Source organism: Sulfitobacter sp. SK025, assembly GCF_003352105.1.
GTDB classification, from domain to species: domain Bacteria; phylum Pseudomonadota; class Alphaproteobacteria; order Rhodobacterales; family Rhodobacteraceae; genus Sulfitobacter; species Sulfitobacter pontiacus.
In genome coordinates this window covers 1,015,041-1,027,359 of the sequence record NZ_CP025808.1, presented here as the reverse complement: position 1 = coordinate 1,027,359, position 12,319 = coordinate 1,015,041, and the positions used below count along the sequence as shown (strand labels likewise).

Sequence of the window (12,319 nt, the reverse complement as noted above, 5' to 3'; positions counted from 1 at the left end):
GCCGTTGCGTCAGTCGTTCAGTTTGCGCAGCCGTGCGGTGACCGACAGACCGTGCGCCTCAAGGCTTTCGGATCGCGCCAGACGTTCCGCCGACGGGCCGATCGCGCGCAGCGCGTCCGGCGTCATCCGCGCCAAAGTCGTGCGCTTCATAAAGTCCAGCACCGACAGCCCGCTGGAAAACCGCGCAGAGCGCGCCGTGGGCAGCACGTGGTTCGGCCCGCCAACGTAATCGCCAATCGCCTCGGGCGTCCATTGACCAAGGAAGATCGCCCCCGCGTGGGTGATCTGCGCGCTTAGCGCATCCACATCCGCGACGCAAAGTTCAAGGTGTTCAGGTGCGATACGGTTGCTTAGCTTGGCGGCTGTCGCCAGATCCGGCACGGTAATGATCGCCCCGTTCTCGCGCCAGCTGATGCCCGCAATCGCCCGCCGCTCCAGCGTTTCCAGCCGCGCATCCATAGCATCCGACACCGCGCGGCCAAACGCCTTGTCCGTGGTGATCAGGATAGATTGGGCGCTTTCGTCGTGTTCGGCCTGGCTAAGCAGATCAAGGGCGATCCAGTCAGCATCGTTGTCCCCATCCGCGATCACCAGAATTTCGGACGGGCCCGCGATCATGTCGATGCCCACCTTGCCGAACACCCGCCGCTTCGCGGCAGCGACATAGGCATTGCCGGGGCCGGTGATCTTGTCGACGGGGGGGATCGTGTCGGTGCCATAGGCCAGCGCCGCCACCGCCTGCGCCCCACCGATGCGGTAAATCTCGTCAACGCCCGCCAGCCGCGCAGCCAGCAACACCAGCGGGTTCAACACCCCGTCCGGCGTGGGCACGACCATCGCAAGCCGTTCTACCCCCGCGACCTTGGCCGGGATCGCGTTCATCAAGACAGAGGAAGGATAGCTTGCCAGACCACCGGGCACATAAAGCCCTGCGGCGGATACCGCGCTCCACCGCCAGCCGAGCGTGGCACCGGCGTCGTCCTGCCACTGCGCATCCTCGGGCAGCTGCCGTTCGTGATAGGCACGGATACGCGCTGCGGCGAGCTCAAGCGCTGTGCGATCCGCGTCCGAGACTTCGGCAATCGCGGCGTCGACCTCTGCCGCGGTGATGCGCAGGGTGTCAGGGGTCAGCGCGATGCGGTCGAACTTCTGGGTCAGCTCGATCACCGCGGCATCGCCCTTGGACCGCACATGTGCGATGATCTCGGCCACCGTGTCGTCCACGTCGGGGCTGTCTTCACGTTTGGCAGAGAGCAGCGCGGTGAACGCCTGTTCGAAATCGGGCTGATCGAAGTCTAGGAATTGGGGCATCGGATGTCCTTTGCAACGTGCAATGGGCTTTGAAGGGATGCCACGCGGGCACCCCGCACGGCAAAGAATGTGGAAGAACGCTTAGGCCGGATGTTCTGGCAGCTTGCGCGACGGGGCCACATAGGGGCGCGTCACATCCTTCAAGGTCACATCCAGCGCTTCGACCGTCAGCCGGATGACACCGTCCCCCGCGAGGGTCAGCAGCACGTCGCCCGAGGGCGCATCGGTTTCGGTAAATTCGATCTGCAACAGCGACAGGATGGTATCCGCATCCCCCTTGTTCACGCCCTGGCTGGACACGCGCTGCACGTTGCTGAACATCAAGATTGTTTGCACGCGTTCCGGGGCGTGGCGCGACTTGCCCGCGTCTTCCCACCGCACGCGGTTCAGCAGCAGGGCAAAGCGCCCCTCTTTTTGCAGCCAGCGCATTTCCGATCCCGGAAACACAGCATCCTGCGCCAGCGAGGAGATCACCTTGAGGTCATCGGCATCCAGCGCGCCGAGGTTCAGCGGGGCTTCGCGCCCGTCTTCGAAACGTGCATCTTCGGTCATTGGTCTTTGATCCGTTCAATATTTGCGCCCACGCCGCGCAGTTTGGCCACCACATGTTCGTACCCGCGATCCAGATGGTAGACGCGGCTTACCTTGGTTTCGCCTTCGGCGGCCATACCGGCAAGGATCAGGGAAATCGATGCGCGCAGATCGGTCGCCATCACCGGCGCACCTTTCAGCTTTTTGACCCCGTGAACCGTCGCGGTGCCGCCGTGGACCTCGATATCGGCCCCCATGCGGATCAGCTCGGGCGCGTGCATAAAGCGGTTCTCGAAGATTTTCTCTTCCAGCACCGAGGTACCGTCCGCCGTACACAGCAGCGCCATCATCTGGGCTTGCAGGTCGGTGGGGAAACCGGGGAAAGGTTCAGTCGTGACATTCACCGCGTTGATCACGCCATTGCGCCGCGCGACTTTCAGACCCTTGTCCGTCTCGGTCACGTCGATCCCTGCCGCGTCAAGCTTTTCGCAGAAAGCCGACAGCAGGTCGATGCGCCCGCCCAGCAATTCAACCTCGCCACCACACATCGCCGGGGCGAGCATATAGGTGCCCAGTTCGATCCGGTCGGTCACAACACGGTGGGTGGCCCCATGCAGGCGGTCAACGCCCTGAATCTCGATCCGGCTGGTGCCGTCGCCTTCGATCTGCGCGCCCATAGCACGCAAACAATCCGCGAGATCCACGATCTCGGGCTCGCGCGCGGCGTTGTTGATCACCGTCGTGCCCTTGGCCAAAGTCGCAGCCATCATGATGTTCTCGGTCGCGCCGACAGAGGCAAAGGGGAAGTCGATGACCGCACCTTTCAATGCCCCGCCTTGCGCCTTGGCGTGCAGATAGCCGTCACGCAAGTCGATCTCTGCGCCCATCAGGGCCAGACCATCGGTGTGAATATCCATCGGACGCGCACCAATCGCGCAGCCGCCCGGCAGTGATACCTGCGCGTGGCCTTCGCGGGCCAGCAGCGGCCCCAGCACAAGGTTCGACGCGCGCATCTTGCGCACGATGTCATATTCGGCGCGCGTGTTGATCTCGCCATGACAGGACATCGCCAGAACCTGACCGTCCTGCATCGATGTCACCTCTGCCCCAAGGGACCGCAGCAATTCGGTCATGGTGCGGATGTCGGACAGGCGCGGCGCGTTGGTCAGCGTCAGCGGCTCTTCGGACAGCAGGGTCGCGGGCATAAGCGTCAGACAGGCGTTCTTGGCCCCCGCAATCGGAATTTGTCCCGACAGCGCACCGCCGCCTTTGACCACAATCGAATCCATCCTTCAGCCTTCCTTGGTTTGGCCGGTCGGCCCGTTATCTGTCTGCGCGTTATTATTTTGCGTGTCGTCGCTTTGGCTTTTGTCGCTGCGCGCACGCGCTTGCGCCTTGCGTCGGCCCATATTGGCTTTCAGCGCGGCTTTCAGCCTGTCTTCCCGCAATACATTGGGTTTTGGCGGCTTTTGTGGGGCGGTATCCTTTGACATGTCGATTGTCTAGCGCAGCGGACCGATATGGTCCAGATTACGCTTGCACCATATTGCGAATGGGTCTAATCACCCGCCCACAGTGCTGGAGTAGCTCAGTGGTAGAGCGCGTCATTGGTAATGACGAGGTCGGGAGTTCAATCCTCCCCTTCAGCACCAGATCCCCCCCTTGAAACATATCGCTTGGCCCTGGTGCCTTATTTAGCTGGCCTTATTTAGCTGACGTTGCGGTTTTGGCATGCGCCATGGATGCGCCTGAAGGCGTCGCAGCGCCCCCTGCCCCAAAACGTCCCGAATCACGATGGCATAAGAAAACCCCGACCGCTTGCGCCGCCGGGGTTTCGATTTTCACGTGAAGCAATTTAGCCGCGATATGTCAGACCGGCAAAAAGACGGCCCTGATCACGGTGGCGACCCCCGTGGACCGACCCTGCAACAGATGCCACACCGGCAATCAGCGACGCAGCGGCCAGCACAAAGGCGGTCAGGATACCGGCGTTACGCGCGGTTCGCGCAGCTTCGACCGCCGCGTCTTTCGCCTCTGCCGCGGCTTGTTCAGCCTCGGCCTTGGCAGCGGCTACAGCGTCTTCGACTTCCTGACGTGCTTCCTGCGCTTGGGTCACAATCTGGTCCACACGCTCTTTCGCCTGAGCCTGGGTCAGGTCGGTGCGTGCAGCAACAGCGCCGGCAAGATAGGTCCGGTCTTCCTCGCTCACCTCACCCGTGCGGTAGATATTCGCGACGATGCTGGCGGTCTGCTCTGCCAGTTGCTCGGGATCGGCCGTCAACGGGTCGACCTGATTGGGGCGCAAAAGCTGGTTCGACAGGTAATCTGTCGGATCATTCTTGGCCTCATCCGGGATTGCAGCACCCGCCGCATCGGCCAGCCCGGAGGCAGCACCTCCCACGGCAGAGCCCGCAGCTTCGACGACCGTACCAGCCGCTTTGCCTGCACCCGCAGCAACATTGCCCGCAGTATTGGCTGCAAAGCTCAGCGCGCTGGATAGCATCACGGCGGTGATCACAGACCCGAGGCCCCAAACAACCAGACCGTTGATCCCGTCACGTGCGGTCACTTCGTCATCCGTAGCGCTTTCGACGCGGCGGCGCATGCGGCCCGCGATATAACCACCGGCCAGATAGGAGGCGACCAGCGTGATCACCATCCATAGCGCGGTCAGCACCAGTTCAAGCGTCGATGAATTGTCGGTTCCGTCCAGCGTGATCGACGACAGGCCAAGTGCCGCGCCGAAGGTGGTCAGCAAAAGGCCGATCGCCACAGCGACAACGGTGCCCGCGAAAATTGCGGGCCAGTCGACATAGGATCCATCGGCAGTTTTTTCAGTGAGTGTCGTGTTCATGTAAATGCCTCCCCGGCGTTTGTTTACGCCAAGCCGACCAGCGACAGCACCGCCATAACCACGACCACAAGACCAACGAGATAAATGATACCGCCCATTTGGAAGAACTCCTCTATGCGTGCCGCACGCGGTATGCGTCGGCTTCACAAAGGCAACGTCAGGGAACCGGCATGGTTCCGCTGATGATACAAAATACCCGCACCGCGAGAGGTGACGTCGCGAACGACGAGGAACCGCCTAAGGATCGCCCTGCCACGTGCCGTCAAAGATCATCTCGTCCACGGGGAGCCGTTTGCTCCAGCCTTTCACCTCAAGTTCGGGCGTCTGGTAAAGCTCGTCCACGTGGCCCAGGCAGAGGTAGCCGACGATTTCTATCCGGTCGGGGATCTTAAGCAGATCACGCAGATCGGCATCGCGGAACACGCTGACCCAGCCCATCCCGATGCCCTCGGCGCGGGCGGCAAGCCAGAGGTTCTGGATCGCGCAGACGGTGCTATAAAGATCCATGCTTTGATTATGGGTGCGCCCCAGCACGACCTTACCGCCACGGCTGCGGTCACAGGTCACGCAGATATTGACCGGGGCTTTGCGGATGCCTTCGAGCTTCAGCGACCTGTAGGTTGTCTGGCGGTCGCCCTCGAACATCTGGGCGGCTTCTTCATTTGCGCGGTTGAAGGCTTGCCAGACCTGATCGCGTGCGGCCTGATCCCGGATGACGATGAAATTCCACGGCTGTGACAACCCGACGGACGGTGCGTGATGCGCGGCGGTCAGTATGCGGTGCAACACATCCTCGGCCACGGGATCGGGTAAAAACTGATCGCGTACATCGCGGCGGGTAAAGATCGCCTTGTACACGGCGTCGCGTTCAGCATCTGAAAAAGGCGCGGCGGGTGCCAGCGCAGAGGGTATCGGCATTGTTCAGTCCCCAACAATACGTTTATGCGCCAATCCCGCTGTCCATGCGGGGCAAGCTGTACTGTCTGGCCGGTCTTCTGACTTAGGGTCGTCTGGTCCGCGCGCCTTCCCGGAATATTCCAGTGGCCTATGCGCAAACCATCCCCATTACAGCGTTGGGCACGTGCCGGAGTTTCACCAGCTTCCCGATTCTTCCGCGAGGCGGACACCAGACCCGGCCATTGGGCCACGGCTGTCCGCCCGGAACAAGCCCTAACGCGGGGATCAGCCGCGTTTGGTTGCGAAAATCTTCTTCATTACGGCGTCGAACTCGTTCCACGAGATGACGGCCTTGTTGCCCGCATAGCCGTGATAGTAGGACTGCCCGTTAGAGGTCGGGAAACCGGCCCAGATACGTGCGAGGTTTTCCATAAAGCGGTGGCGGCTGATCTTGCCCTTCTTGAACGCGTTAAACCCCGCATCGACCAAAAGGATATCCGCCAGCCCGTCCTGCACCGCCGAGGTAAAGCGGTCATTCTTGCTCAGGCCCGCCTGTCGCACCAGACTGCGCAGCGTGGATGGAATGAATTGGTATCGACCGATGGCATGCGGTTGGCCCGGCGTGCGGTCGATCCAGCGGTAGATTTCGCCGATGGTCATTTGCGTCGGACGCTGTGGCGGCAGCCGTTTGGCCCCGTATTGCACGGCGTCATAGCCCTTTGGACCCGCCTCGGCCCAAGCGATGAGGCTTTTGAGGTCCGCGGCAGTGCTGACCCCGCTGAGCTCTTGGAAAGACCGGCTGCGGCTGCTCACGGTTTTGGACCGGACCTGCGCTTTGGGCTGGACCTTATGGCGCAGCTTGATCTGACCCTGCCCTGCGGATTGCATGACGTTGAACGAGATGTCGCTTTGCATGGCAGAGCGCGCACCGGACAGGCTGAACCCTTCGGCGCTGACAGTGGTAGCGGCCAGAAGTGCCGCGGTTGCGATAATTGGTAGTGTGCAAGTAACTTTCATATCATCCCCCATGATGAAAAAATTTGTCATGGGACCATGGTGACCGCAGACGACCGCGCTTTCATTTGCGCAAGCAGGTGGGTCGGGGCCATGGACGGATAGGGCGGCATATCTTTTGGGATAGGGCGCTATCCCGCGGTGCGGTTGCCCCCTCCGTTCAGACGGGCGTGGGCAGTGCGGCACGCGGAACCGCCTCGGTGTTTCACCCGAATCCAAAGAGGGGATTCGCGGTAAAGCACGGAAAAAACGCATAGCCCGCGACCCGCAAACGGGGCGTCAAGCCCGCATCCGGGGGCTAAGCCATGATATTCATTTACTTATTTCCCGCGCAGCGGTGGTCGTTTTGTCGGAGTTGCGCTATGATTAGTCGCAAATACATAAAATGGAGAGCATCTAATGACAGATGAAACGTCGCCGGGTATCCCGACACCCGACGGGGCCGCTGCCGTAATCGACACGGATTACGAGATCGGCCAAGACAACAAAGAAGGCAGCGTGGGGCCCTTCGGCTTCGACATTCACAACCCGGTCTTCGCGATCTCGGGTGTGTGTATTGTTGCCTTTGTATTCTATACACTCGCGCTGCCCGAACAGTCTGGCGCGCTGTTCACATGGCTGTTCTCGTCGGTGACAAAGGGCTTTGACTGGTTCTTTATCTCTGCCGGTAACATCTTTGTGCTGTTCTGCCTGTTCCTGATCGTCACGCCTTTGGGCCGTGTGCGTCTTGGCGGGGCCGAAGCAAGCCCCGACTATACCTACCTTGGATGGTTCTCGATGCTGTTCGCGGCGGGCATGGGCATCGGTCTGATGTTCTATGGCGTCTCTGAACCGCTATCGCATTTCTCGAGCTCCATGGGTGGCACTGCTGTTGGCGAAGACGGCCTGCGCACCGATTGGGCACCTTTGGGCGCGGCAGCGGGCGATCAGGCCGAAGCGGTGCGTCTGGGTATGGCGGCCACGATCTACCACTGGGGCCTGCACCCCTGGGCGATCTATGCCGTTGTTGGTCTGGCGCTGGCGCTGTTCAGCTATAACAAGGGTCTTCCCCTGACCATCCGCTCTGCCTTTTACCCGATCCTGGGGGAACGCGTCTGGGGCTGGCCCGGTCACGTGATCGATATTCTCGCCGTATTTGCAACGCTCTTTGGTCTGGCGACATCGCTTGGTCTGGGTGCCACGCAAGCCAACGCGGGCTTGAACGAGCTCTTTGGTGTGGCGGTTGGTCCAACAACACAGGTTCTGCTGATCACCGGCATCACCGCGATTGCGACCGTATCCGTGCTGCGCGGCCTTGATGGCGGGGTCAAAGTCCTGTCAGAGATCAACATGGGTCTGGCGTTTTTGCTGTTGGCCTTCGTGCTGCTGGTCGGACCAACGTTGGCGATCCTGTCGACTTTCGGGTCATCGCTGCTGGCCTATGCGGAATATCTGCCCGGTCTGTCCAATCCGATCGGCCGTGAAGACGTGAACTTTATGCAAGGCTGGACATCGTTCTACTGGGCATGGTGGATCAGCTGGTCGCCTTTCGTCGGCATGTTCATCGCCCGCGTCAGCCGTGGCCGTTCCGTACGTGAGTTCCTGACCTGCGTTCTGCTGATCCCGAGCCTCGTTTGCGTCCTGTGGATGAGCGTCTTTGGCGGCGTTGCGATCGATCAGGTGATCAGCGACGGCTACACCGCCGCGCAAGAAGCCGAGCTGCCACGCCAGTTGTTCGCCATGCTGGATGCGCTGCCACTTGCCGGGATCACATCGCTGATCGGGATCGTCTTGGTCATCGTGTTCTTCGTGACCTCGTCTGACTCCGGCTCGCTGGTGATCGATACGATCACGGCAGGCGGCAAGGTCGATGCACCTGCGCCACAGCGCGTGTTCTGGTGCATCTTCGAAGGTGCCGTAGCGATCGTGTTGCTGCTGTCTGCGGGCGGGCTCAAGTCGCTTCAGTCGATGGTTATCTCTACCGGATTGCCCTTTACTGTGGTGCTGCTGTTCCTGTGCTACGCAATCTTCCGCGGCCTGCGCGCCGAGATGAAGACGCAATAACGCAACCCTTACCGACGTTTGTGCTTTGCCGGTCAAAGCACCTGATACCCCCCGCCGCCCCGTGCTGCGGGGGGTATTCTTTTGCACGACACAGACAAACAAAAATGCGCCCAAAGTATTCCGACTAAAACTGTCGGATTGACATACCCTATAATTTCAATCAGGTTTATGGAAACGTCTAGCCACCCCGCCCGTGACCACGGGGACGCCCGACACATATGATGTGAGGAGTCCCACGATGAGACCATTCCCCAGAACGCAGACTGCCGTTCACCGTCAGGACCAAGCCGCAGGGCTGCCTGATGATCGGTGCCGCGTGCAACGTTCCTTTTCCATGACCATTGATAGAGCAGCCCTATGACATTTCATGCCCCCCCAAAGACCCAAGCCCCGATGAACGCGCTGCCGACCTACTCTGCCCGCGACCTGACCGAAGGCGGAGATCTGGCCCAAATCGTGCTGGATACCCAGACCTACACCCTGCGGATCACACGCGCTGGCAAATTGATCCTGACCAAATGAATGACGCACATCAGCACCCCGGCGGTGCCCCGGTAGGGTTCATCACAGAGCTGGACAGCCTTCAGGCCGCGTCGGTCATCTATTTGCGGATGTGGTGTGACGGGCCTGACGCACAGGAAAAAGTCAGCAGCGATTTTGCCAGCGTCCTCGGCCACACCAACGGGAGCAAGGCGCTCGCTACGTTTGAACAGCTATGCTCGCTTTGTGCACGGTTCGGGCGGCGGCCTTTGATGCGCCATTCGGTCACGTGCAAATGTCTGGGATCGGACGAATCCTGCTTTGCGAACTTCATCGCGACAGCCACGGACGGACACCGCGAAGACGCGATGCTGATCGCGACCCTGCTGGTACGCGCCGATATGGCCCCGCTGGTGGCATCGCTTGCTGCGGATTTCGGGCTGGCGCTCAAACGGATGCGCCTGAGCGCACCAAGCGAGGTCGCGCAAATGGAAGCAGCACCGACGCTGCATTAACGGGCGCTTCGCGCGCCCGATTGGCGCCTTATGTGCAACTCTACAACCCATTGAAATTTTTGTAAGGTTGCCGAAGTTTAATACTTGATTGTTTTTATCAGCCTTAGTAACCCGCCCGTGAATAGGTAGCCAATCGTCCAGACCAGCCCCCTAAAAACAGCCCGAATGGGCAATGACGAGGGCGATATGACTCAGACGAAAACACCACACAGCTTGCGTGGCCACACGGCCAGCCGCAGCATCGGCATGATGACGGCCGCCGCCATCGGCGCGACGTCTCCTGCAGCACTTTATGCGCAATCCAGCGACGAGCCGCTGCTGCTTCCCGGGATCGAGGTTGAAACCTCCGAGCCGCAGGCTGCCAAGCCCAAGCCACAACCCGCCAAGAAACGCGCCGCGGCGGCCCCTGCCCCCCGCGCGACACCGGCACCCGCCCCTGCACCCGTCGTGGCCGAGGCCCCCGTTGCTGCCGCCCCCGCCGCGCCCGTCGCTGGCGAGAACGGTCTGTCGCCCTACGCCAACCCCGAAGCCGGATATCAGGCCGTCCAATCGGGCAACTCGCTGCTGACCCAACCGCTGGTCGATACACCGCGCACGGTTACCGCTGTCACCCAGGAAGTGCTGCGCGACAAGAACGCGACATCGGTGCGCGAGCTCGCCCGCACCACCCCCGGCATCACATTGGGCACCGGCGAAGGCGGCAACGCATTCGGCGACGTTCTGTTCATCCGCGGCTTCCGGTCCTCCAACGACGTCTTCATCGACGGCGTGCGTGATTCCGGTGTTGCCGTGCGCGAAACATTCATGGCCGAACAGGTCGAGATCACCAAAGGCCCGTCGGGCTCCATCGGTGGCCGCTCGACCACAGGCGGCGCGGTCAATCTGGTGACTAAAAAGGCGCAGGATACGGACTTTGTCAAAACCACCACGACCTTTGGCACCGCCGATCTGGCGCGTCAGGAAGTCGACTGGAACAAGGTCTGGAACGACCGCTTCAAGACCCGCATCGGTGCCGTCGCCCAAGTGAGTGACGTTGCCGGCCGCGACGGGAGCAAAGACGACCGTCTGGGTCTGTCCATCGCTGCCGAATACGAAGCGACCGACCGTCTGACACTGGATTTCGAAGCCTACCAGCTGCAAATGAAACAGATGCCAGACTGGGGCGTGCCATGGGATGGCACCAACGGCGTGCCCTTCACCGAATCCGCCGCAGGCCGTCCCACGCTGGACCGTGACACCTTCTACGGCAACCCAGACCGCGATTTCCACGATGCGACACAAAGCGTTGCCACCTTCGGCGCGACCTTTGACATCACACCGGGCATGACATTCACCAACCGCTCCCGTCTCAGCCGGACCGAGAACGACTATATCGTGTCGGCGCCTGAACGCCCTGACACTTCGGATGCCGATCCGCAGAACTGGACGCTGACGGCCTCCCCCAAAAGCCGGTATCAGGTCAACGAAGTGGCGTCGAACACCAGCGAGCTTTCTTTTGGTTTCAACACCGGGTCGGCGCGCCATGACATGATCGCGGGCTTCGCGCTTTCGCGTGAAGAGATCAGCCAGCGCGGCTATGTTGGCCTATCCTCCGAAGTGGGCGGCGGCACTGTCGAAGACAATTTGGCAGGGTGCTCTGTCGCGATCTACAATCCCGACACCAGCGGCTGTTCTACAGCGACACCTGTCCGCAGCGCAGATGCGACGCTGACCGATGTCACCACACGGTCGCTGTATCTGAACGACACGATCACCTTTAATCCGCAATGGCAGTTGAACCTTGGTGCCCGTCTGGATGACTACAGCGTCAGCCGGACCACCACGGAAGCCGGTGCCGATACGCTGTCGCGCGATGACACCATGTTCAACTGGAATGCCGGTGTTGTCTGGAAACCCCGCGACAACGGGTCGATCTATCTGTCCTATGCCACTTCCACCAACCCCGTCGGGGATGAACTGGACGCAGGCGGCGGCAGCTACAACGGGATCGATTCCTCGAACCTGCTGCTGGAGCCTGAAGAAAACACCGCGATTGAATTGGGCACCAAATGGCAGTTCGGCAACCTGACCGCCACCGCTGCGCTGTTCCAGACCACCAAGGACAATGCCCGTGAAAGCACAGGCGGCCGCGGCGCACCTGTTGTGACCACCGCGACCGGCGAATACCGCGTCCGCGGGATCGAACTGGGCTTTGGCGGCAACATCACCGAAAAGCTGAGCCTGTTCGGCGGTGCGACCCTGATGGACAGCGAAGTGCTGAAAAGCAGCAACCCCGACAACATTGGCGAAGAGTTCGCGAATATCGCGCACGAGCAGTTCAACGTACTGGCCCGTTACGACTATAACGACCAGTGGAGCTTCGGCGGCCAAGCCACATGGCGCGGCAGCGTTCAGGGCGGCACATTCGCGGCCACCAACGGCAACGAGCTGCCAAGCTACTGGCGCTTTGACCTGATGGCGGATTACCACATCACGGATGATGCCTCGGTCAACTTCCGCATCGATAACGTGCTGGACGAAACCTACTATGACGCGCTGTACCGCTCCGGCACGCCGTTCGTCTATGTGGCACCGGGTCGCTCTGCGTCCATCTCTGTCAGCATGAAGTTCTAAACCACACACCAAGGCAGGCGGCGCAGACCCGCGCCGCCAGCCGATCCCCTCGAAAGGATAC

General features: G+C 61.0%; 11 protein-coding genes, 1 tRNA gene and 1 riboswitch. Of the genes, 5 read left to right on the top strand and 7 right to left on the bottom strand.

Going from position 1 to position 12,319, the window contains the following annotated elements; translation table 11 throughout:
- Positions 1–9 precede the first annotated feature (9 nt).
- The 4 genes from hisD to C1J04_RS04920 form a co-directional block, all read right to left on the bottom strand.
- Entirely contained in the window at positions 10–1,311 is a 1,302-nt protein-coding gene (hisD, locus tag C1J04_RS04935) for a histidinol dehydrogenase (protein ID WP_009826221.1), read from the bottom strand.
- Between the two features lie 81 nt (positions 1,312–1,392).
- Entirely contained in the window at positions 1,393–1,863 is a 471-nt protein-coding gene (locus tag C1J04_RS04930) for a DUF2948 family protein (protein WP_005851890.1), read from the bottom strand.
- Positions 1,860–3,131 (bottom strand): UDP-N-acetylglucosamine 1-carboxyvinyltransferase, encoded by a 1,272-nt coding sequence (gene murA, locus C1J04_RS04925; RefSeq protein WP_009826220.1) that lies wholly within the window; start codon positions 3,129–3,131, stop codon positions 1,860–1,862. Before murA ends, C1J04_RS04930 begins: the two co-directional genes overlap by 4 nt.
- A 3-nt stretch (positions 3,132–3,134) precedes the next feature.
- The gene (locus C1J04_RS04920; protein WP_009826219.1) at positions 3,135–3,335 is read right to left on the bottom strand and encodes a hypothetical protein; all 201 of its coding nucleotides are present in this window, start codon (positions 3,333–3,335) and stop codon (positions 3,135–3,137) included.
- An 84-nt stretch (positions 3,336–3,419) separates the two neighbouring features.
- On the opposite strand from C1J04_RS04920, the gene C1J04_RS04915 reads away from it, so the two are divergent.
- Positions 3,420–3,494, top strand: a tRNA-Thr gene (locus tag C1J04_RS04915).
- A gap of 203 nt (positions 3,495–3,697) precedes the next feature.
- Here C1J04_RS04915 and C1J04_RS04910 read toward each other — a convergent pair.
- The 3 genes from C1J04_RS04910 to C1J04_RS04900 form a co-directional block, all read right to left on the bottom strand.
- Positions 3,698–4,696, bottom strand: a complete 999-nt coding sequence (locus C1J04_RS04910; RefSeq protein WP_009826218.1) for a hypothetical protein — start codon at positions 4,694–4,696, stop codon at positions 3,698–3,700.
- A gap of 237 nt (positions 4,697–4,933) precedes the next feature.
- Positions 4,934–5,614, bottom strand: a complete 681-nt coding sequence (bluB, locus tag C1J04_RS04905) for a 5,6-dimethylbenzimidazole synthase (protein WP_009826217.1) — start codon at positions 5,612–5,614, stop codon at positions 4,934–4,936.
- A gap of 50 nt (positions 5,615–5,664) precedes the next feature.
- Positions 5,665–5,842: riboswitch (cobalamin riboswitch) on the bottom strand.
- Positions 5,843–5,878: 36 nt separating this feature from the next.
- The gene (locus C1J04_RS04900) at positions 5,879–6,640 is read right to left on the bottom strand and encodes a hypothetical protein (protein WP_009826216.1); all 762 of its coding nucleotides are present in this window, start codon (positions 6,638–6,640) and stop codon (positions 5,879–5,881) included.
- Positions 6,641–7,006: 366 nt separating this feature from the next.
- Between C1J04_RS04900 and C1J04_RS04895 the strand changes: the two genes are divergently transcribed.
- From C1J04_RS04895 to C1J04_RS04880, 4 genes are all read left to right on the top strand, one after another.
- Positions 7,007–8,650, top strand: coding sequence for a BCCT family transporter (locus C1J04_RS04895; RefSeq protein WP_009826215.1), 1,644 nt, complete (start codon positions 7,007–7,009; stop codon positions 8,648–8,650).
- Positions 8,651–9,007: 357 nt separating this feature from the next.
- Positions 9,008–9,172: a hemin uptake protein HemP gene (gene hemP / locus C1J04_RS04890; RefSeq protein ID WP_009826214.1), complete on the top strand. Its 165-nt coding sequence runs from the start codon at positions 9,008–9,010 to the stop codon at positions 9,170–9,172.
- On the top strand, positions 9,169–9,645 hold the full coding sequence (locus C1J04_RS04885) for a hypothetical protein (RefSeq protein ID WP_009826213.1): 477 nt from the start codon (positions 9,169–9,171) through the stop codon (positions 9,643–9,645). Before hemP ends, C1J04_RS04885 begins: the two co-directional genes overlap by 4 nt.
- 186 nt (positions 9,646–9,831) lie before the next feature.
- Complete coding sequence (locus C1J04_RS04880) at positions 9,832–12,258, top strand: TonB-dependent receptor (protein WP_254655147.1); 2,427 nt, start codon at positions 9,832–9,834, stop codon at positions 12,256–12,258.
- The last annotated feature ends 61 nt before the right edge of the window (positions 12,259–12,319 follow it).